Origin of the sequence: Dysosmobacter sp. HCP28S3_G4 (assembly GCF_052065175.1) — a bacterium.
Taxonomy (GTDB): Bacteria; Bacillota; Clostridia; order Oscillospirales; family Oscillospiraceae; genus Oscillibacter.
This window is the reverse complement of sequence record NZ_JBQHUP010000004.1, coordinates 17,317-38,656: the sequence shown is the minus strand read 5'-3', so window position 1 is coordinate 38,656 and position 21,340 is coordinate 17,317. Positions and strand designations below refer to the sequence as shown.

Below are 21,340 nucleotides of genomic sequence, written 5' to 3'. Positions count from 1 at the left end.
CAGGAGGAAATGATTATGAGCGAGACGAAGTTTTACATCTGTGAGCATTGCGGAAACATTGTCGGCAAGATCCATGACGCAGGCGTTCCCCTGGTGTGCTGCGGCCAGAAAATGAAAGAACTGGTCCCGGGTACCGTGGAAGCCAGCACGGAAAAGCACATTCCAGTAGCCTCCGTGGAAGGCGGTATCGTCAATGTCACCGTGGGTGCCGTGGAGCATCCGATGACGGAAGAACATTTTATCCAGTGGGTCTATCTGAAGACCACTTCCGGTGGCCAGCGCAAGACTCTGACTCCCGGCTCCGCCCCCGCGGTCTCCTTTGCCCTGACCGGAGATGACAAGCCGTTGGCGGTCTATGCTTACTGCAACCTTCATGGCCTGTGGATGTCTGAGCTCTGAGAAACCTGAGCGCAAGTAAAAGCTGACGGCAGCCCGGATGCGCAATACAGCTGCTGGACGATATTGGGAAAGGTCCAGCAAACATATTTCCTCGCAATATATGTGGCCGCCCAAGCTGGGATCAAGAAAGGCTAAGCACGATCCTCCTTTCCTATTAAGGCGGTCGTAAAGCAATCTTATAGAAAGACAGCGAGTCCCAAATTTGGGACCTGCTGTCTTTTTTTGACCGGTAACGGCGCAGCTTCTATACGAAATACCCGGCAGCAAACATGGAATTCGTTTTCTTTGAAAAATCCGTACTGGTTTTCAATTTGATCATGATCATTCCAGAATACCGCCCTGGTCAGCACTCTTGGCATCCCGGGCATAGCGGGCCAGATAACCGTCCACGGCCATGGGGGTATAGCGGAAGGCTGCCCGGCGGCGGGCCAGCTCCTCCTCGGAAACCAGCAGATCGATGCGGCGCTCCACCACGTCAATAACGATCCTGTCCCCGTCCTCAACGAGGGCGATCGGACCTCCGGAGGCGGCCTCCGGTGAGATATGGCCCACAAAGCAGCCGTTGTTGGTGCCGGAGAACCGGCCGTCCGTAATGAGAGCGGTACACTTGTTCAGACCTTGTCCATACAGCAGTTTCATGGGTTTGAACATCTCCGGCATACCCGGAGCTCCCTTGGGACCGGCGTAGCGGATCACTACCACATGGCCGGGCTTCACCAATTGTTTGCCGATGGCCTCGTTGGCCTCATCCTCTCCTGAGAAACAGATAGCGGTGCCCTCAAAATGCCGGACCTCCGGCGCAATGGCAGCCGGTTTGGCCACAGCGGTATCAGGTGCCAGGTTGCCGTGCATAATGGCAAGACCCGCCAGCGTGGAAAAGGGCTTGTCCATAGAGGTGATGACCTCCGGGTTTCTGGGGTACAGGCTGCGGTAACCCGCTGCGTTTTCGCCGATGGTGTGGCCTGTGACACTCATGCAGTCATTGTACAGGATAGACGCCAGCTGGCGCTGCACCTCCGGAATGCCGCCCGCCTGGTAAAAGTCCTCGGCGTCATAGTCCTTGGAAGCCGGGTTAATGCGGCAGATCAGGGGAACGGTAGTGCCATACTCCTCAAACCAGCCCATGACGGTCTGGGCTGGGATCCCGATTTCATGGGCAATGGCGCATGTGTGAATGACGCAGTTGGTGGAGCCGCCGGTGGCCAGCAGCACCATAATGGCGTTGCGGATAGACTCCTCCGTGATGATGTCCCGGGCGGTCAGGCCCTCCCGAACCATCTGAACAATGGTCTCGCCGCTCTCCAGGGCAGCCCGGGTCCGGGCGTTGTAGACGGCTGGGATAGCCGCGGAACCCGGCAGGCTCATGCCCATGGCCTCCGCCATGCAGCACATGGAGTTGGCGGTAGCCATGTGCTGGCAGGAACCGATGGTGGGACAGCAGGCATCCGTCAACTCAAGCACCTCTTCCCGGGACACCTTCCCGGCCTGATACATGCCATAGGCCTCCTCCGAAGATGTGGAATCCGACTTCCGCTTGCCGCCGAAGGAAGGACCGCCCAGCATACAGCCCCCTGCCAGAAAAATACATGGGATATCCAAGCGGGCGGCAGCCATCAGCATTCCGGGCACGGTCTTGTCGCAGGAGCCCACCAACACGAGACCATCCAGCCGGTGGGCCCGGGCCATGATTTCAATGCCGTCGGCCACGATCTCCCGGGAGGGCAGGGAATAGCGGGATCCGCTGTGGGTGGTGCAGACGCCGTCGCAGACGGCGATGCAGCCGAACTCCACTGGAGTGCCGCCCGCCCGGTAAACGCCGTATTTCACCTGTTCGCTGAGCTCCCGCAGATTTTTGTGGCCGGGTACAATGTCCGTGAAGGAATCGCAAATGCCGATGACGGGCCGGGAAAAATCGTCGTCGGAAAAGCCGTTGGCTTTATAAAGGGTACGGCAGGAGATCATGCTGTCCGGCATGAAGGTGCCGGCCTGAAATTTCTTTTGCATATCATGGACACTTCCCTTTTCAGATTTGAAGAACACGGCGGGGGGATATTCCTGTGTCGTGTAACGATTTGGCAAAAGAGCCTTCCTGCTTTTCTGCCTTTCCGAAGGGGCTCGTACAGGCAGCAACTCTCCACCGCCTGAGACTTCCGGTCTCCCGGCCGATCTCTGACTTGAGGCTCAAGAGAAACTGCTTCATGCGCACGATGCTTTTCATCGTATCATAACTTGCAGGTATTCCAGCGCCTTTGTTTAGTGATTTAAACTGTGACATTTATCGCGTTAAAAGTATATCACAGCAAGGAAAAATTGTCCATAACTTCCTTTATATTTTTCGGCATATTATTCTCTCTGCAATTTCGCGGCCGCAGGATAATACAATGCCGATATTATACTGAAATGCAACAAAAAATGGCGTTTTACTATGGGGCCCCACTTCCTCATAATTTATGCTGCCGCTCAGGCCGCGATCAAGACTGATCGCTCCTGCTTAATGGCTTGACTAAAATGAGAATGCCCCCGATTCCAAACGGAATCGGGGGCGTTATCTTGCGCTTAAGCATAAATGACAGTTACTCCGACTTGACGCAGACAAACTTTTTTCGTTCATTTGCGATAGAACAGTGCCCGGAGACATTTCCGCACATGAAAGGCCCTTGTCCAGGACCCATTGGACGAGCCTCCGGCCGTGGCCGCAGACCTTGGCGTCCTCCTCGCAGAGAAGCCAAGCGCGCCGGGGCAGTCCCAGCATCTGCCGGGAGAGGATCGTCAATACATCCATATCCCAAAGCCGCCCCTGTGGGCGATGTTCCTCCGGCGCGGTGGCCAGACGCTTCTCTGCCCATGGATCGGCGTCTGCCAAAAGGGCTTCCTCACTTGTGATTCCTCTGTAACGCGCCCCGCTCTTGGTGGGATATGGCTGAAGCGAAAGGCACAACTGGCGCAGCCTTTTCTGAAAACCTGCCGGTGCCAGAGAGAACACCTTTTGGCCACGGGAATATTCATGCGGAAGTTGACAAGACGGCGCCCTCTATTCGCAAGCATCTGCTCCCTCACAGGCCAGGATCTCCAACAGATTGGCTGACAGGTCCTCTGTTCCCCGAATAGTCACGGGCGTTTTTCCTCAGCCGTACCAAACCGCTGTGTCAGGTAAGCCCCTGTGCAGTCCGGCACAAGACGCAGCAGTTCCTGGGTGACACCACCGTTTTCCTCCAGCAGCCGGCGCACCCGGGACGCGCTGATGGGCGTACCCTCCTGACAAGAACGCGGGAACTCACAGAACTCCATGCCATAGGCTGGCAGCAGCCGTCTCATGGTCTCGTTGTATTGCCGGGTGACCGCGTCAAAGGGCTCCTGTCCTGCAAAGCGTCTGCGGATCCCAAGGGCCGGCGCGATCCTGGAGGCGAACAGCGTGACATCCAGCTCAGATTGCAGTGCGGAGGGATCCTCAGTTTCCTTGAGGAAGTAGGTTGGAAAAGTAAGCCCAGAGATCATGTACTTCCCGCTGGGGCAGACGCGCACATTGTCCATATCCGCCGTTCCCTGCCGCACCAGCGCGATACGGTCCTCAAAGGGAAAGACTGAACGATCTTCCTCCACCACAAACACATACAAAAAACCGCAGTGGGCCGCAGCATGGCGGATCAGGGCCAGATGTCCGTTGGTCAAGGGATTGCAGTTCATGACGATGGCTCCCACGTCCGTCTGTCCCTCCGCCGGATGGGGGAGACCGTGCAGAAAGCGATCCAGTCCGTCCCGGCTGTTTTCCAGCAGCAGGACATCCGCAGTTTCCACAACAGGGAAAAAGCCGCAGCGGGCAAACAATTCCCGGTTGTGGGGCCTCGTGAATACGAACAGATCGCATATATGATCCTCTGCTATTTCCTGGCGGTCAAATGCAACATGCCCTACCGGAAGAAGCGGTCAAGCCTGAAGGAGATCGCTGTTTCCCTGCGGGACACGCTGCCCGCCCTGCTGCTGCCGATCATCATTATGGGCTCTATTATCACCGGTATCTGCACTGCGACGGAATCCAGCGCCCTGGCGGTTGCCTATGCGCTCATCGTCTCCCTTGCAAAAGGCAGACTCACCTGGAAAGCCTTCAAGGAATCCTGCATCCGGTCCGCAAAGGCCACAGCGAATGTCCTGTTCATCATTGCCGTTTCCACGGCGATGGGCTGGGCAATTACCACGCTCCAGGTCGCACAGACATTGGCCGCGTTCTGTCTGCAATTCATTACGAGCAAGATCTTCTTCCTGCTGTTCATGAACATCCTGCTCCTGATCCTCGGAATGGTTCTGGACGCTACGCCTGCGATCCTCCTGATGGTTCCGATCCTTTGGCCGGTGGCACAGAGCTACGGGATCGATTCCATCCAGTTCGGCATCATCATGTGTCTGAACCTTATGATTGGAAATCTGACCCCGCCTGTGGGTATGATGTTGTTTGTGATCTCCAATGTCGGAAAAGTGAAGCTTTCGTCTCTGTACAGAGCCATCCTGCCTTTTGTGGCAGTGGCAATCGTTGCACTGATGCTTGTGACATATGTTCCGGCATTCTCTACGTTCATTCCGAATCTATTGATGCCATAGCGGCCTTATCCGATTCCCCTGCAATATACGCACCCGCCCAGGCTGGGATCAGAGACTGATCGCTCCTGCTCAATGACCCGATCAAATGAAAACGCCCTCGATTCTAAACAGGATCGAGGGCGTTGCTTTGCACTTATTATAAATGGTGTTCCGTCTATTTGAAAAAATGGTATCCGACAAGAAGAGTTCCTGCGCGCTAAGACAATTCTGAGAGGTGCCTTGATTTCCAACCGATTATGCGCAGGCAGAGCCTGCAACCGATTTTGAGCATCATTCCTGATGACACCGCCATTATCACCTGCAGCAATACCGCTGGGATGGGCGGCCTTCCCGCAGCAGATGCCCCTCCGATATCAGTTCCGGATCTTGCTGCGCTCCTGTTGGGGCCGCGGAGAACGATCCGAAGCTGGAATTGCGATATCTGCCTCAAAATTCCGATCGAAAATAGGAGCCGCCGCACGGGATCTCATCTTGATTTTTATAGAGGACCTGATTAAAATAAAAATTGAAGAATTTGGAGAAATTTTCCCACAAAGGAGTAAATGTTCGTGACAGCCTTCAAACGTTTTACCGCTCTGGCCTGTGCCGGCGTGCTGGCGATAACACTGACCCTCCCTGCCTTTGCGGCGGGGACATATTCCGACCTGCCCCAGACCCATTGGGCCTACCGATCCATGGACACCGCCGCTCAGCTGGGCATTATCAATGGCGTGAGCGCCAATACCATGGCGCCTTCCGCCGGTCTGACCTGGGGCCAGTACATCGCCATGATCACCCGCGCATTTGATTCCACCCGCTACCATGACGCTGTCCGTTCAGGGCTTCACTGGGATGCCGCGGGATATCAGACTGCTTTGGATACGGGGCTCATTCTGGAGAACGATTTCCTCCCCGTGACGAAGGATACGCTGGGACAGCCCATCACCCGGCAGGATGTGGCCGTTCTTCTGGACCGGGCCCTGCCCGATGACGTAGTCCCGTACCAGCGCTGGTGGCAGAGTGATGACTATGTAAAGCCCGCTGTTGAAGAGACCCTTACGGATTTTTACACCATGGACAAAGAGCACCAGTCCTCGGTGAGGCGCCTGTACGATCTGAATATCATCAACGGCAAGGCGGACAACACCTTTGGCGGAACAGACCTTCTCAAGCGCAGCGACGGCGCCGTCCTGCTGATGCGTGCCCTGAACGAACTGGACAGCGCCAGATACGGCGTGAAGAAGCAGGTAACGGTCCGTGCGGTGGATGGACAGGGAAGGGAATTGCTGCCCGCCCAGACGGTGGAGACCTATATCGGACAGTACGTGGGCAGTTTGCTGGACGACAGCGCTGTACCCAACTACGTAAAATCCGGCAATGATATTTCCATAAGCACCGCCTGTGACAGCTACACGATCAATTACCGTCCCATGACCGAGTCTGAGATCCAGGAGGCGGACTTCTGGGCCCGTGTGCAGCGGGGCGAAGCCAGCGCCGGGGACTATGAGCTCCAGGACTTCTGGCTCAAATACCCGGGTGAGAATGCGCGCAAGCATCTGCTTCTGTTCGGAGACGCTTACACCCGCCGTTTCAGCAGCAAGCAGGAGGCGGATGCCCATATGGTCACTGTCACCATCCCTGTCTGGAAGCTGGACAAAAACGGAAAGAAAGTCTCTGGGACCAGGAGTTTCCGGATCCACGCTGCCCTGGCCGAGGATGTAAAGGAGATCTTCACTGAGATCTACAACGATCCGGAGAAGTTCCCTGTCTGTGATATCGGTGGCTACAACTGGCGCGGAGATTCGGCCAAAGGCGAGCACAACTGCGGCACCGCCATCGACATCAACCCCAATGAGAACTACCAGATCCGGGATGGACAGGTCCTGGTGGGTTCCCTCTGGAGCCCGGGGAAGAATCCCTGCTCCATTGGCCCCAACAGCTCGGTGGTCCGCATTTTCGAAGAACACGGCTGGAGTTGGGGCGGGGACGCCTGGGCCTATAACAGCGACTCGTCCACTGGTTATCACGACTATATGCATTTCTCCTACATGGGCGGTTGAATAAAAGAGGATCGCTGCAAAGAGCCGCCTGTCTGAAAAGGAATTTACTGGCTCGAGTGTGCCGTTCCGGCTATTTTGATGATATCAAAGATTTGATCGGGCGGAAAATACCCTGGCTGTGAAGCAGCGGCTGGAGTCCAACGGATCTCCGCAACATATATGCCATATGTGCCGCAGAACGGCCGCCGTCAGGGATTGAGAAACGGACGTGCTCTCTGCGCACTGATACTGCAAACGATGCCCCGGGTTCTCTGAATCCGGGGCGTCGTAGTCCGTTGCAATGAAACTGCTTGATTGCAAGGGAGATTTATGCCATAATACTAACATGGGCTTTACCCTGAGCGAGAAACGACTCCGGGAGCCGCCGTATCCACTGAAGTTTAGGAGAAAGAAAGGAAGAACACCATGCGAAAACAGCGCTTCTCCAGGATCCTGGCCGCGGTTCTGTCCGTGCTGGTCCTGACGCAGTCTCTCTGCCTGACTGCGTTTGCAGCCGATGCCGTTGCCGTGATCATTCCCGCAGGCAGCGATGAGACCACTGTGAATGAGATCCTCACCGACGCCCTGCTGGGCAAGGATCAGGAGACTGTGGAATGGGAGTACTATTGCACAGGAACGAGCAAGATTTTGACAACAAATAAGGCCTGGGGTCCTATCGAGGGCTTTACCAGCCAAACGGGAACCTATATCAAGACCACCTACACCCACCCCGCGCTGACCGACAACGCGGACGGCGAGTATCAGGTGCGCGTTACCGGCACGACGGATGAGTACACCATCGATAAGGTGTCCGGTCTGGATGCCCCCATCACCCTGGCGGAGGGCCAGACGGCGGCGCTGAACACCGGCGACCTGAAAGCCGCCATCTTTGACGCCGTGGTGATCACGGGCGATGACCTGACCCTGCGCGCGGATGACGTGACCATTCAGTACCAGACGAAGAATCTGCTGGGACAGACCACCTGGTCTGATCTGGACGGTCTGACGGAGGTGGGCACCTATACCATCCGGATCTCCTGGGACGGAAATGATATCTACAGAAGCTATGAGGGCACTGTGGAGATCGAGGTCGTCAGCGGTCTGCTGACTTCCGCTGTCCAGCTGCGCAGCGGCGCCTCCGCGGCGCTGGTCTATGACGCGGACGGCACCCTTGACTGTGCCGCCACCGAGCAGGCCATCTTTGACGCCGTAGTGGAGACCATGGTGCCCCAACTGACTGTTGACGATGTGACCGTGGAGTATTACGCCACCGCTACCACCGGCTCTCTTGGTAGCGTAGGCACCGCCTGGATGCCCTTGGACGGCGGCAGCAAGAAACTGCTGACCTATCCCGCCATCTCCGCCGGTGAGCAGAAGATCCGCATCTCCTGGAGCGGCAATGACGAGTATGAGGGCTTCTCCGAGGATACCACCGTCACCATGACCGACCGGGAGGCCCTGCAGTTCCATCTGAACGAGGGTCCCTACGAGGTGGGTCTGGTCTTCAATGCCCGGCAGGGATATGACTATGACGCCACGGCCAAGGCCATCTTTGATGCCGTGGTGGAGTCCACCTCTCCTGTTGATGTCACCGCCGACGACGTCACGGTGGCCTATGACGCCAGCCTCACCGGTCTCACCACCAATTACAAGCCGCTGAACAACGCCGATACCGCCACCAAGAAGTTCGGCGAGGGCACCTGGAGCATCCGGATCGCCTGGGGCGGCAATCAGCAGTACGCCGGCAGCTCCGTGACTGTGGACGTCACCATGACCGACAGCCGTCTGGACAGCGCCGTTGTTCTGAAAGAGGGCGTGTCCTTCACCTACAACAAGGACGTGGCGGTGATGAAGCAGGCCGTCCTGGACAGCGTGATCGACTGGGAGAATTCCACCCTGCCCGACAGAGAGACCCTGACCATCGATGATTTCACCTTCACCTACAAGGCCCAGCTCTCCCTGCTGGACGGCGCCACCGGTGATATGGCCGACAGCATCGTCGATAAGATCCTCGGCGACGAGAACGTCCAGACGGCCTATGTGCCCTTCGAGGGCAAGAGCTACGAGGCCTTTGGTCAGACCTGGGGCAGCTATCCCCAGATCGGCGCCGGTGAGCAGGAGATCCGGGTGGCCTACAACGGCAACGCCGCATACAAGCCCAGCGCCGAGACCGACGGCACCGTGACCATCAACAAGGCCAGCGTGAAGGTCAGCGTGAAGACCACCAGCATGTACCTCAGTGCCGCGCAGAGCGGCCGGGATCTGGTCACCACCGATCCCGAGGATAATTTCGACCTGTACATCCTCTACGCCGGCATCACCAGCAACGTGACCACCGGCATCTATCTGGAGCTGCCCGCCCGCTACACCAGCAACAGCACGTTCATGAATGTAGTGGATAAGATCCTGGAGGGCCTCGGACAGCCCACCCTGACCCAGATGCTGCAGGACGGCATCACCGTTGGCCAGCTGCGGGAGCTGCTGAACGCCACAGAGGTGATCGAGGCTCTGGAAAAGCTGGGCGTGGATACCGGCTCCTTGGGCCAGATCATTACGGTGATCAACAAGCTGCCCTCCATCGGCGACAACATCCGGATCGCCTTCGGCATGCCCAATCAGGCCGGTATCTATACGGTGGCGGCTATCACCGACAACAGCAACTACAAGACCGGTGTCGGTATGGGTATGCTGGTGCTGAAGGCCGATAAGGCCGAGCTGGTCTGGAACCAGGCGATCGGCAGCAAGCTCACCGCCGCCGAGGCCCAGAACACGGATTTCGGCGCCACGCTGATGATCAACGGCGAGGCGGTGAAGGATCAGTCCAGCGTCCATGTCCTATACTCCGGCATTACCAGCAAGTGGAAGATCTACTCCAGCACTACCACGCCGCCCACGGAGGCGGGCCGCTACACCATGACCGTGACGGTCCTGGGCGGCAACTATCTGGCCTCTCCCATCAACCGCTCCTTCCAGATCACGAAGTAACCGCGGCGGACTTTGGCTGCGCAGATCACAGTGCCCCCGATCCCGTTTGGGATCGGGGGCGCCCTTTTGCGGAATTGCGGACCGGCGCGGAAAACACGGATTGCAGGATGGCGCGATCCGTATATAATAAAAGTATCCGTTGTTCCCCGGGAGATCCGTGACAAAAGATGTACGATGAGAGGGAAATGATCATGTACTTTATCGATCAGAGAATTCAGGTCATCTGCGATCAGCTCCGGCTGCTGCGCTTCGGCAGCCGTCAGGACATCACGGGCTGGAAATACAAGGCGGGGCAGTACTTCCGCCCGGAAGAAGCGGATGCCGGAGGCCCGCCCTGGGAGGACTTTGACATCGATACGATGCACTGGTACGCCAGGCACGGGGAGCGGCCGACGCCCGGGGGCGCCTTTCGGGGACGGCAGACAGACTGCAACGGGCTGGAAGGCGCCCATTACTGGTTCCGCAGCCGCGTGACCGTTCCCGCTGGTCTGGCGGGGAAATCTGTCTGGATGAGGCTCCGCACGCAGATCGACGATCAGGATGACGGCAAGAACCCCCAGTTCCTGATCTTCATCAACGGCAGGGTGGCCCAGGGCGCCGATATGTACCACCGGGAGATCCGACTGTTTGAAAAGGCCCGCGGCGGGGAGGAGCTGACCATCGACGTGCAGGCCTACACCGGCACGCTCCACCGGGAGTTCAGCTTCCTCCCGGAGCTGTATACGCTGAATGAGGACGTCAACAGACTGTACTACGACATTCAGGTCCCCCTCTGGGCGTTCCCGAGAATGGGGAAGGACGACAAGACGCGGCTGGACATTCAGACGGTACTGAACGACACCATCAATCTGCTGGATCTGCGGGACCCGGACTCCGATGCGTTTCTGGCCTCCGTCCGGGAGGCGGACGCGTACATACAGGAGAACCTCTATGAGAAAATGGGCGGCCATGACGACGTGATCGCCACCTGCATCGGACACACCCACATCGACGTGGCGTGGTGGTGGACAGTGGCCCAGACCCGGGAAAAGGTGGTCCGCTCCTTCGCCACGGTCTTGAAGCTGATGGAGGAATACCCCGACTATCACTTCATGTCCAGCCAGCCGGTCCTGTACGACTTTCTGATGCAGCGCTACCCGGAACTGATGGAGCAGATCCGGGAACGGGTCCGGGAGGGCCGCTGGGAGCCGGAGGGCGCCATGTGGCTGGAGGCCGACTGCAACCTGACCTCCGGCGAATCCCTGGTGCGGCAGTTCCTCCACGGCAAGCGCTTCTTCAGGGAAGAATTCGGCGTGGACAGCCAGATCCTGTGGCTGCCGGATGTGTTCGGCTATTCCGGCGCCCTGCCCCAGATCATGAAAAAGTGCGGCGTGGACTATTTCATGACCACGAAGCTGGCCTGGAATCAGATCAACAAGATCCCCAACGACACCTTTATCTGGCGGGGGATCGACGGTAGCCAGGTGCTGACCCATCTGATCACCACCGTCAATATCGGTCAGGACCCGCAGAAGAACTTCTACACCACCTACATCGGGATGCTGCACCCCGACGCCATCATGGGCGGCTGGGAACGCTATCAGAACAAGGAGATCAACAACGATATTCTGGTGTGCTACGGCTACGGCGACGGCGGCGGAGGCCCCACCCGCCGGATGCTGGAGGTCTCCCAGCGGATGGAGAAGGGCGTGAAGGGCATCCCTAAGGTCCGTCAGGCGGGGCCGCTGACCTACTTCCGGGAGCTGGAAGACCGCGTGAAGGACAACCGCCGTCTGGAGACGTGGGAGGGGGAGTTCTACTTTGAGTATCACCGCGGCACCTACACCTCCATGGCCCGGAACAAGCGCAGCAACCGGAAGAGCGAGTTCCTGCTGATGGATCTGGAGCTGCTGGGTGTGCTGACCGGCGATTACCCCGCCGGAAAGCTCTCGGAAATGTGGCGGGACACGGTGCTGCTGAACCAGTTCCACGATATCCTCCCCGGCAGCTCCATCTGGGAGGTCTACGACGTCACCCGACAGGAGTACGCCCGGCTGGCGGATGAGGCGGGAGCCATGATCCGGACCCGTCTGTCCGCACTGGCAGGGCCGGGCGGCGGCATCACGGTGTTCAATACCACCGGCTTCACCCGGGATGACGTGGTCCATCTGGGAGCGGTCCGGGCGGAGGCCCTGGCGGATGACCGGGGAAATGTCTATCCCGTCCAGCAGACGGAGGAGGGCGCGCTGGCATACCTGAGAGACTTGCCGCCCAAGGGCTTCCGGTGCTTCCGCCCCGCCGCCTGCGCGGCGGAATCGCCGTTCGTGCGCATGGATGACTATCATTTGCAGACACCGTATTACACCGTCGCCCTGGATGCCCACGGCCATTTCACGTCTATTTTCGACCGGGAGAATGACCGGGAGCTGCTGAAGCCCGGAAAGCGGGGGAATGTGCTCCGTCTCTATGAGGACAAGCCGGTGAACTTCGACAACTGGGACATCGACATATTCTACACGGAGAAGTCCTGGGACGTGGACGACCTGGTGTCCATGGCGTGGACGGAGGACGGTCCCGTCCGAACTACCATGGACCTGACCTGGAAGTGCAGCCGGTCGGTGATCCGGCAGAAGATCCATTTCTACGCCAACACCCGCCGCATCGACTTTGAGACGACGGCGGACTGGAAGGAGCATCAGCATCTGCTGAAAGCGGAGTTCCCGGTGGACATCCACGCCGATGAGGCCACCTTTGAGATCCAGTTCGGCAATGTGACCCGGAAGGTCCACACCAACACCAGCTGGGACAAGGCCCGGTTCGAGTCCTGCGCCCACAAGTGGATGGACTTCTCCGAGGGACATTACGGCGTCAGCCTGCTGAACGACTGCAAGTACGGACACAGCGTCTGCGACGGCACCATCGGCCTGACGCTGATCAAATGCGGCGTGGACCCCAATCCCAACGCCGATGTGGAGACCCATACATTCACCTATGCCCTGTATCCCCACGGGGAGACCTGGAAAGAGGCCGGCACCGTCCGGGAAGCCTATTATCTGAACCAGCCCGCCTGCGCGGTCCCCGGCGGGGAGCCGGGCCGGGCGTACAGCTTCGCCTCCGTGGACCGGCCCAACGTAGTGCTGGAGACGGTCAAGCAGGCGGAGGACGGAGACGGAGTCGTGCTGCGTCTGTATGAGTGCGAAAACGGGCGGACGAAAACCACACTGACCGTCCCCGCGTCCTTCACCAAAGCCTACTCCACAAATCTGCTGGAGGGTACCGAGGAGGAACTTCCCCTGAAGGACGGCAGAGCCACCTTCACCATGATGCCCTTTGAGATCAAAACGATCCTGCTGCGCTGAGACCGCCATATCCGCCGCCGGAAAACAGCGCCCCCTGTTCGGGAGAACAGGGGGCGCTGTCCTGTCTGATCCGGGAGATGGGCCAATGCGGCGCGCCTGAAAAATGCCTGCGCGGCTGTGACCGCCGCGGAGGCGGAGTTGACGGAGATCGACTCCAAATTCGGCGACGCCGACCACGGCCTGACCATGACGAAGATCGCCGGGGCCATCTCCGCCGCGGTGGATGACGCGGAGGGCGGCATCCAGACCATGCTGGACGATGCGGCCATGGCCGTCATGTCCCTGAACGGCGGCAGCGCCGTCCCCCTCTGGAACACATGGCTGGACGGTATGCAGGAGGACGCTCCGGATGAGGACGAGATCGACGTGGCGGGCATCCAGGCCATCTTCGCCAAGGCGTTTGAGGAGATCGACGACATGTCCGGCGCCAAGGTGGACGACAAGACCATGATGGACGCCCTGATCCCCGCCAGCGAGGCCATCGCCGCCTACGAGGGGGACAGCGCGGACGAGCTGTTTGCCGCCGCCGCCAAAGCCGCCACCGAGGGCGCGGAGAACTCCAAAAACTTCGTGTCCAAATTCGGACGGGCCAAGAGCTACGGCACCAAGACCATCGGCACGCCCGACGCCGGTGCCACATCCATGGCCCGGTTCTTCCAGGGGCTGGCGCAGGCCTGAACAAAGCCTCTCTCCCGCACGGGCGGGATGCGATAGACGATCAAATTTTGAGTGGAGGTATCCTGTATGAAAATGAAAAAGTTTATCAACGCCCCGAGACCGTCACCGATGAGGAACTGACCGGCCTGGGACTGGCGCACAGCGACATCCTGGACGTGGACAGCCATCTGGTCATCAGCAAGGATCTGGCGGATGCGGACCGCGTCACCATCGTCACCTACGGCGGCTCCGGCCATGAGCCTGCTCAGGCGGGCTTCGTGGGCAAGGGCATGCTGGACATCCAAGCGGTGGGCGACATCTTCGCCGCCCCCAACGGCCAGCTGGTGTTTGACGCCATGAAGCTGGCGGACAAGGGCCACGGCGTGCTGCTGCTGACCCTGAACTACGCCGGCGACCAGCTGGCCGGCAAGCAGGCTATGAAGCTGGCCAAGAAGGCCGGCCTCAATGTCCGGCAGGTGGTCACCGGCGAGGAGATCCAGTACGATCCCAACGGCGAGGACAACAAGCGCGGCCTGGCCGGTGCGGTGGCGCTGTACCATGTGGCCGCCGCTGCGGCCCGGGAGGGCAAGTCCCTGGACGAGGTGGCCGAGATCACCCAGAAATATGCGGACAACATGGCCTCCATCACCGTCAAGTCCACCGACGCCACCCATCCCCAGAACGGCATGTCCTTCGGCGACCTGGGCGAGACGGATCTCATGGAGATCGGCGCCGGCCAGCACGGCGAGGGCGGCGGCGTCCGGGTGCCCATGATGTCCTCCAAGGACACTGTGGCCGCGGTGGCCGAGGCCCTGTGCAAGAGCCTGGAGCTGAAGGCCGGCGACAAGGCGTTCGTCATGATCAACGGCTGCGGCGCCACCACCATGATGGAGATGCTGGTGCTGTTCAAGGACACTGTGGAGTTCCTGAAGGCCAAGGGCGTGGAGGTCGTGGCCAACATGGTGGGCGAGATCCTCACCGTGCAGGAGGCCGCCGGTTTCCAGATGAATATCGCCAAGTGGGACGATGAGACGCTCCGCCTGTGGAACACCCCCGCCCACACGCCCGCGTTCAGCAAGGAGTGACCGACATGGCAGATGCGATCGGAAACAAGGCAGCCAAGGATTATCACCTGAATATCCCCGCCCCGGAGCAGGGCTTTTTTGCCAAGGGTCTGGGCCACGGCGACTGGGGCACCAAGAACCGCCTCTCCCGCCTGTTCAACCCCGTCAGCGGCAACACGGTCATGCTGGCCTTTGACCACGGCTACATCATGGGCTCCACCGCGGGCCTGGAGCGCATGGACGTCACCATTGCCCCCCTGTGCCAGTACGCCGACGTGCTGATGGCCACCCGGGGCGCTATCCGCTCCTGCATCCCGCCCACGGTGAACAAGCCCATCTGCCTGCGGGCCACCCATGACGCCAGCGTCCTCATCGACGACATGAGCACCGGCAACGGCCTGGGCGCGGACATGGAGTCCGCCATCCGCATGAACGCCTCCGCCGTGGCCATCCAGTGCTTCATCGGCGGCGCCGGAGAGGCCCAGTCCCTGGAGACGCTCTGCCGCGCCGTGGACGCCGGCGAGCGGTACGGCATCCCCGTTCTGGGCGTCACCGCCGTGGGCAAGGAGATGGCCCGCACCACCCAGTATTTCCTGCTGGCCACCCGGATGCTGGCGGAGCTGGGCGCGTCCTTCGTCAAGACCTATTACTGCGACGACTTTGAAAAGGTGGTGGCCGCCTGTCCCGTGCCCATCGTCATCGCCGGCGGCAAGAAGCTGCCGGAGGACGAGGCGCTGACCATGGCCTACCGGGCCATCTCCGACGGGGCCCGGGGCGTGGATATGGGCCGCAACATCTTCCAGAGCGAGCATCCCGCCGCCATGTGCCAGGCGGTAGCCAAGATCGTACATGAGAAGTTCACGGACAAGGAGGCCTATCAGTTCTATCAGGAGCTGGCTTCCAAATAAGAAAGACAGGAGGGTCCCCTATGGCAGCTGAATATATGCACATCGGCATCCCCGTTCTCAACAAGAAGCCCAACATGGTCTACAACGAGTGGGGCAAGTTCTGGGTCAACGAGAGCGTTGACGCATACGACTACAAGATCGAGTATCTGAAGTTCGAGGAGGGCACCCGTTTTCCGGAGATTCTCTCCAAGCAGCCCCATGTGGCCTACAAGGTGGACGACATGGATCCGTATATCGCCCAGGCCCAGCAGGTCATCTTCGGGCCGGAGGCGCTGAGCGACACCGTCCGTCTGGCTTTCGTCATCCAGGACGACGCCATCATTGAGCTCTACGAGGAGAAGTAAGACAGCATTCGGAGTGCGCCCCGGTCCGTCCATCGGACCGGGGCGCGGTTTTTACCGGTATGGAAGAAACCGGGAAGACCCGTCCTTCCCTTTACAAGCCCTCTCCGAATGTGGTAAAATATCATATTCCAAGGATCGGAGAAAGCACCGGAAAGGGGGAGGGCTCATGAGACGAAAACTGCTGGCGCTGGTGTGCATACTGATGCTGCTGGCGGGGATGGCCGCGCCCTCCGCTGAGGCAGCGGGGAATGTGTACTTCACCGCCGCCAACGACACCATGCTGGAGCTGTCCGACGCCACCATGCCCTTCTGGGCCAACGGATACCTGTACGTGGCCAGCACGGTGTTCTCCGTCCAGACCCTGAGTGTGGGCTCTTTTTACAATGCCGCCAAGCAGCTGGCGGGCGTCTACTCCCGGGAGACCGCTAATTGCGCGCTGTATTTCGATCTGGCCAAAAACACGGTGGATGACAGTGACGGCTTCGGCTACTATCCGCCGGCCATCCTGCGGAACGGCACGGTGTTCCTTCCGGTGAGTCTGGTGTGCAGCTACTTCAACATGAGCTATACCAACACCAAGGTGGAAAAGGGCTATCTGGTCCGGGTCTATGACAAAAACGCGGTCCTGTCCAACCGTCTGTTCAACGATGCCGCCACGTTCAACATGGCGTATGTCTACGAGCAGTATATGGCCGCCAAGACGGCACCCAGCCAGTCGGAACAGACCGCCCAGCAGCCTGAGAACAGCACCGGCAGCGGAGGCAGCGCCGGACAGACGGCCACTGGCAGCCAGACGCTCCATCTCTGCTTCCGGGCGGACGAGCGCGAGAACGTGGAGTCTCTGCTGGATATACTGGACAGAAAGAACGCCGCCGGAACCTTTTATCTGACCATGGAGGAGATCGCCGCCTCCGGCAATCTGGTGCGGCGCATCGCGGTCTCCGGCCATGGGCTGGGCCTGGCTGCGGACGCTGCCCTGGAGACGCCGGTGGCGGAGCAGCTCCGCCTGGCTAATGAGGCGCTGTGGCAGGCGGCGGGCGTCAAGACCCGGCTGTGTGTCCTGGAGAACGCCGGTCAGGAGGAACGGATGCAGGCGGAAGCGGCAGGCTACCGGGTGCTGTCCGCTCAGGTGGACGCTTCCGCCTTCGGACTGAAGAGCACTCCCGCCGCAAAGACGTTGTTCAGCAAGATCACCGCCCGGCGGAGCAGCGTCACGGTCTGGCTGGGCAGTCAGGTGTCGGAGTCCGGCCTGCGGGCCCTGCTGGACCTGACCGCCGAGGCCGGAGACCGGCTCTCCTGCCTGCGGGAGACATCCTGAGAGATCCGGACCGCCCGATACGCCTGTTTGAGGGCGGCACTGGCGGAAATTTACAAACCATTCAACATTCCGGGTAAAAACCGGATATAATGAAAGTGTTGGGAATACTTCCGCCGGGTCCGCTGCTCGGCGGGGACGGAAACAGAGAGAGGCCGGATCCAACCGGCCCCCTGAGATGGGAGGAAAGACCATGGCACGCAATATTTTGGTGGTGGAGGACGACAAGCACATCTCCGATCTGATCCAGATGTACCTGGTGAAGGAGGGATTTGATGTCCGGATCGCCGGAGACGGCGGAAAGGCCGTTGAGGAATTCCAGAAGGAAGCCCCGGACCTGATCCTGCTGGACATCATGCTGCCGGTCATGGACGGCTGGGCGGTGTGCGCCAAGATCCGGGAGACCAGCAAGGTGCCCATCATCATGCTGACGGCCAAGAGCGAGGTCTTTGACCGCATCCAGGGTCTGGAGATGGGCGCCGACGACTACATCGTGAAGCCCTTCGAGATGAAGGAGCTGATCGCCCGCATCAACGCCGTCCTCCGCCGGACGGAGATCCCCAATGACACCACGAAGCGTCTGGTGTTCGACAAGCTGGTCATCAACCTGGACTCCTATGAGCTGATCGTGGCCGGTAAGAAGATCGACACGCCTCCCAAGGAGCTGGAGCTGCTGTACCATCTGGCCTCCACGCCCAACCGGGTGTACACCCGGAACCAGCTGCTGGACGAGGTGTGGGGCTTCGACTACTTCGGCGACAGCCGGACGGTGGACGTCCACATCAAGCGCCTGCGGGAGAAGATCGAGAACGTCAGCGACCAGTGGGCGCTGAAGACGGTCTGGGGCGTGGGCTACAAGTTCGAGCTGCTGGGCGCCCAGTCGGCGGAAAAGAACGGATGATCTCCGCGGCGGAGCCGCGGACACTGGCAGGCAGCCGGAAAAGCCGCGGCTTTTTCGGCCCCCGGGCCATAGAGGTGGAAGGAGACCGCGTATGAGAGAAAGGATCAGCCGCAGATTTCAGGGGCTGTACTGGCGGCAGCTGTTCGTCACGGCGGGCATGGTGCTGCTGACACTGGCGCTGCTGGGCGCCTCTTTCTTTTCCCTGAGCTACAACTATGTCCGCCAGCAGCGGAGCGAGGAGCTTCTGGTCCGGGCAAAAACGGTGGCGTCCCTGTCCGCCCATTATCTGCAGAACAACCGCTTCCTCAACGAGGACGAATTCCAGAAGCTGGCCTCCTTTGCCGCCAGCGTGTCGGACGTGGATTTCCTCATCTGCGACACCGACGGCAATGTGCTGCTGTCCACGGACGCCAGTCTGGCCGGGAAGACCGTCATGGTGCCCCAGAACCTGACGGAGACGGTGCTGTCCAAGGGCAGCTGCTCCAGCCGCAGCAGTCTGGACGGAGTGTATCCGGAGAAGCGGATCATCGTGGGCGTGCCCGCCGCACTGGGGGACATAGGCGTCGTAGGCGTGGTCTACGCCGTGGCAGGAACCCTTCCACTGGACACCATGTGGCGGGGCTTCGCGGGACTGTTCATCATGACATCCCTGGCGGTGCTGATGATCGCCTTCATGGCCTCCTCCGTCACCACCATGCGCCTGGTCCAGCCCATCCGGGAGATGGCACAGGCCACCCGGCAGTTCGCCGCCGGAGACTTTGACATCCGCATGCGGGACTATGGCCGCAATGACGAGGTGGGAGAGCTGGCGGCCTCCTTCAACAACATGGCGGAGTCCCTCCAGCAGACGGAGCGGCAGCGCCGGGAGTTCATCGCCAATATCTCCCATGAGCTGAAGACCCCCATGACCACCATCGCCGGCTACACCGACGGCATTCTGGACGGCACCATCCCGCCGGAGAACGAGCGGCAGTATTTGCAGATCATCTCCGACGAGAGCCGCCGCCTGAGCCGTCTGGTGCGGCGGATGCTGGACGTCAGCCAGCTCCAGGCCATGGACCCCCTGAAAAACGGCAATCATTTCGACCTGTGCGAGAGTATGCGCCGGGTGCTGATCTCCATGGAGAAGAAGATCACGGACCGAAATCTGGACGTGGAGGCGGATATTCCCGACGTGCCCATTCTGGTACTGGGCGACAATGACATGATCACCCAGGTCATCTACAATCTGCTGGAGAACGCCGCCAAATTCGCAACCCCCGGCTCCACGCTGTATCTGGGCGTCACCACCATCGACGGCAAGGCACTGGTGACGGTGCGGAACCAGGGCGAGACCATCCCGGCGGAGGAGCTGCCGCTGCTGTTCGAGCGGTTCCACAAGAGCGACAAGTCCCGCAGCGAGGACAAGGACGGCGTGGGCCTGGGCCTCTATATCGTCAAGACCATTCTGGAGCAGCACAAGGAAAAAATCAACGTCACCAGTGAGAACGGCATCACCACCTTCACGTTCTCTCTGCGGGAAGAGGAACGGGGGAACTGATGGACCAGGAGATGACGAACCGGACGCCGGAGGAGCGGGATCCCCGGGAGATCGTGGAGACCTTCCAGCTGCCTGTTCAGGAAGTGGTGGAGACCTACGTCCAGGACCGGCCTCTGCCGGGACGGGTGCGGTGGGTGACACCGCCACCAAAACGGCGGAAAAAGACGGGGCTGTGGATCTTTCTCGTCTGCGCCGCCATCGTGGCGGGCCTATCGGCGACGGCCTGGCTGTGGCAGAAAAGCCATCAGCCGGAGATGCCGGAGAACTTCTATTTCAGCTATGATGAGGAGAGCGTCGACCAGGGCGTGCATCTGTCGGTCTGGGAGCCGGAGGGAAATGTGTCGCTCCGGATGGCGCCGGACCATGGGCCGGAGCTAACGGCCCAGGAGATCTACCGGCTGGTGAACCCTGCCGTGGTGACCATCCAGGTCCAGCTGGACAAGGGCTCCGCCATCGGCACCGGCGTCATCTTCACCTCCGACGGCTATCTCCTCACCAACTACCACGTGGTGGAGGGGAGCAATAGCTGCAAGGTGATCCTGGCGGACAACATGGTCTATGCCGGATCCTACGTGGCCGGAGACCGGGACAATGACCTGGCGGTGCTGAAGATCGACGGACAGGACCTGCCCGCAGCGGAGATCGGCAGCTCGGATGCCCTGATCGTGGGAGACAAGGTCTACGCCATCGGCAATCCCCTGGGCGTGGAGCTGCGGGGCACGTTCACGGACGGCATCGTCTCCGCCATCAGCCGCAGCGTCAGCGTGGACGGCCGGACCATGAATCTGGTGCAGACCAACGCCGCCCTGAATTCCGGCAACTCCGGCGGCCCGCTGATCAACTGTTACGGCCAGGTGGTGGGCATCAACACCATCAAGATGAGTTCCTCCTTCTCCAGCGTAGAGGGACTGGGCTTCGCCATTCCCTCCGCCTCCATGTGCGACATTGTCAACGATCTGCTGGCCTTCGGCGAGGCGAGACGGGAGCCCCAGATCGGTGTCAGCGTCAGCCAGCTGGGCGACATCCTGCCCGACGGCACGGTGGGCATTGAGGTGGTCAGTGTGATGGAGGGCACCGCGGCGGACCGGGCCGGCGTCCAGGTGGGGGACTATATCGTCTCCGCCAACGGCGAGTCCGTCAAGACCAGCCAGGACCTGCTGCGGATCCGCCGGGGGCTGAACATCGGCGACCAGCTGGAGCTGACCATCTGGCGGGAGGACGCATATCTCACCGTGGTTCTGGATCTGCTGGAGACCATATCGTAATAGCAAAACTGAC

Annotated in this window: 16 protein-coding genes; 13 read left to right on the top strand and 3 right to left on the bottom strand. The window is 60.0% G+C overall.

The annotated features are described in order from the left end of the window. Positions 1-15 precede the first annotated feature (15 nt). Positions 16-399, top strand: coding sequence for a desulfoferrodoxin family protein (locus tag ACTNBU_RS02005; protein ID WP_441030195.1), 384 nt, complete (start codon positions 16-18; stop codon positions 397-399). A gap of 321 nt (positions 400-720) precedes the next feature. On the opposite strand, the gene ilvD is transcribed toward ACTNBU_RS02005, so the two are convergent. The 3 genes from ilvD to ACTNBU_RS01990 form a co-directional block, all read right to left on the bottom strand. Beyond that, a complete protein-coding gene (ilvD, locus tag ACTNBU_RS02000; protein WP_441030193.1) occupies positions 721-2,403 on the bottom strand; it encodes a dihydroxy-acid dehydratase in 1,683 nt (560 codons plus the stop codon). Positions 2,404-2,944: 541 nt separating this feature from the next. Further along, positions 2,945-3,382, bottom strand: a complete 438-nt coding sequence (locus ACTNBU_RS01995; protein ID WP_441030191.1) for a citrate lyase holo-[acyl-carrier protein] synthase — start codon at positions 3,380-3,382, stop codon at positions 2,945-2,947. A 125-nt stretch (positions 3,383-3,507) separates the two neighbouring features. Continuing rightward, positions 3,508-4,098, bottom strand: a complete 591-nt coding sequence (locus tag ACTNBU_RS01990) for an adenylyltransferase/cytidyltransferase family protein (protein ID WP_441030189.1) — start codon at positions 4,096-4,098, stop codon at positions 3,508-3,510. 33 nt (positions 4,099-4,131) lie between these two features. On the opposite strand from ACTNBU_RS01990, the gene ACTNBU_RS01985 reads away from it, so the two are divergent. The 12 genes from ACTNBU_RS01985 (at position 4,132) to ACTNBU_RS01930 (ending at position 21,327) form a co-directional block, all read left to right on the top strand. Next, a complete protein-coding gene (locus ACTNBU_RS01985; protein ID WP_441030187.1) occupies positions 4,132-4,992 on the top strand; it encodes a TRAP transporter large permease in 861 nt (286 codons plus the stop codon). 548 nt (positions 4,993-5,540) lie between these two features. Next, positions 5,541-7,031, top strand: a complete 1,491-nt coding sequence (locus ACTNBU_RS01980) for an S-layer homology domain-containing protein (RefSeq protein WP_441030185.1) — start codon at positions 5,541-5,543, stop codon at positions 7,029-7,031. A gap of 405 nt (positions 7,032-7,436) precedes the next feature. Beyond that, on the top strand, positions 7,437-9,995 hold the full coding sequence (locus ACTNBU_RS01975) for a hypothetical protein (RefSeq protein ID WP_441030183.1): 2,559 nt from the start codon (positions 7,437-7,439) through the stop codon (positions 9,993-9,995). A 191-nt stretch (positions 9,996-10,186) separates the two neighbouring features. Continuing rightward, positions 10,187-13,333, top strand: a complete 3,147-nt coding sequence (locus ACTNBU_RS01970; RefSeq protein ID WP_441030181.1) for an alpha-mannosidase — start codon at positions 10,187-10,189, stop codon at positions 13,331-13,333. 117 nt (positions 13,334-13,450) lie between these two features. Beyond that, the gene (locus ACTNBU_RS01965) at positions 13,451-14,011 is read left to right on the top strand and encodes a DAK2 domain-containing protein (protein WP_441030179.1); all 561 of its coding nucleotides are present in this window, start codon (positions 13,451-13,453) and stop codon (positions 14,009-14,011) included. 47 nt (positions 14,012-14,058) lie between these two features. Next, positions 14,059-15,075, top strand: coding sequence for a dihydroxyacetone kinase subunit DhaK (locus ACTNBU_RS01960; RefSeq protein WP_441030177.1), 1,017 nt, complete (start codon positions 14,059-14,061; stop codon positions 15,073-15,075). A 5-nt stretch (positions 15,076-15,080) separates the two neighbouring features. Then, a complete protein-coding gene (gene lsrF / locus ACTNBU_RS01955) occupies positions 15,081-15,962 on the top strand; it encodes a 3-hydroxy-5-phosphonooxypentane-2,4-dione thiolase (RefSeq protein ID WP_441030175.1) in 882 nt (293 codons plus the stop codon). A 20-nt stretch (positions 15,963-15,982) separates the two neighbouring features. Beyond that, positions 15,983-16,306 carry a hypothetical protein gene (locus ACTNBU_RS01950; RefSeq protein ID WP_441030173.1) on the top strand — a complete coding sequence of 108 codons (324 nt, stop codon included), beginning with the start codon at positions 15,983-15,985 and terminating at the stop codon, positions 16,304-16,306. A 166-nt stretch (positions 16,307-16,472) separates the two neighbouring features. Then, positions 16,473-17,624 carry a polysaccharide deacetylase family protein gene (locus tag ACTNBU_RS01945; RefSeq protein ID WP_441030171.1) on the top strand — a complete coding sequence of 384 codons (1,152 nt, stop codon included), beginning with the start codon at positions 16,473-16,475 and terminating at the stop codon, positions 17,622-17,624. A gap of 190 nt (positions 17,625-17,814) precedes the next feature. Further along, positions 17,815-18,522 (top strand): response regulator transcription factor, encoded by a 708-nt coding sequence (locus ACTNBU_RS01940; RefSeq protein ID WP_441030169.1) that lies wholly within the window; start codon positions 17,815-17,817, stop codon positions 18,520-18,522. A gap of 91 nt (positions 18,523-18,613) precedes the next feature. Next, the gene (locus tag ACTNBU_RS01935; RefSeq protein WP_441030167.1) at positions 18,614-20,062 is read left to right on the top strand and encodes a sensor histidine kinase; all 1,449 of its coding nucleotides are present in this window, start codon (positions 18,614-18,616) and stop codon (positions 20,060-20,062) included. Beyond that, on the top strand, positions 20,062-21,327 hold the full coding sequence (locus ACTNBU_RS01930) for a S1C family serine protease (RefSeq protein WP_441030165.1): 1,266 nt from the start codon (positions 20,062-20,064) through the stop codon (positions 21,325-21,327). The genes ACTNBU_RS01935 and ACTNBU_RS01930 overlap by 1 nt, the downstream gene beginning before the upstream one ends. Positions 21,328-21,340 lie beyond the last annotated feature (13 nt).

What these genes read in the sequence shown, in the direction of transcription:
- ACTNBU_RS01935 (WP_441030167.1), top strand. Translation starts at nt 18,614, where the DNA reads ATGAGAGAAAGGATCAGCCGCAGATTTCAGGGGCTGTACTGGCGGCAG.
- ACTNBU_RS01945 (WP_441030171.1), top strand. Translation starts at nt 16,473, where the DNA reads ATGAGACGAAAACTGCTGGCGCTGGTGTGCATACTGATGCTGCTGGCG.
- ACTNBU_RS01930 (WP_441030165.1), top strand. Translation starts at nt 20,062, where the DNA reads ATGGACCAGGAGATGACGAACCGGACGCCGGAGGAGCGGGATCCCCGG.
- lsrF (WP_441030175.1), top strand. Translation starts at nt 15,081, where the DNA reads ATGGCAGATGCGATCGGAAACAAGGCAGCCAAGGATTATCACCTGAAT.
- ACTNBU_RS01950 (WP_441030173.1), top strand. Translation starts at nt 15,983, where the DNA reads ATGGCAGCTGAATATATGCACATCGGCATCCCCGTTCTCAACAAGAAG.
- ACTNBU_RS01940 (WP_441030169.1), top strand. Translation starts at nt 17,815, where the DNA reads ATGGCACGCAATATTTTGGTGGTGGAGGACGACAAGCACATCTCCGAT.
- ilvD (WP_441030193.1), bottom strand. Translation starts at nt 2,403, where the DNA reads ATGCAAAAGAAATTTCAGGCCGGCACCTTCATGCCGGACAGCATGATC.
- ACTNBU_RS01970 (WP_441030181.1), top strand. Translation starts at nt 10,187, where the DNA reads ATGTACTTTATCGATCAGAGAATTCAGGTCATCTGCGATCAGCTCCGG.
- ACTNBU_RS02005 (WP_441030195.1), top strand. Translation starts at nt 16, where the DNA reads ATGAGCGAGACGAAGTTTTACATCTGTGAGCATTGCGGAAACATTGTC.
- ACTNBU_RS01975 (WP_441030183.1), top strand. Translation starts at nt 7,437, where the DNA reads ATGCGAAAACAGCGCTTCTCCAGGATCCTGGCCGCGGTTCTGTCCGTG.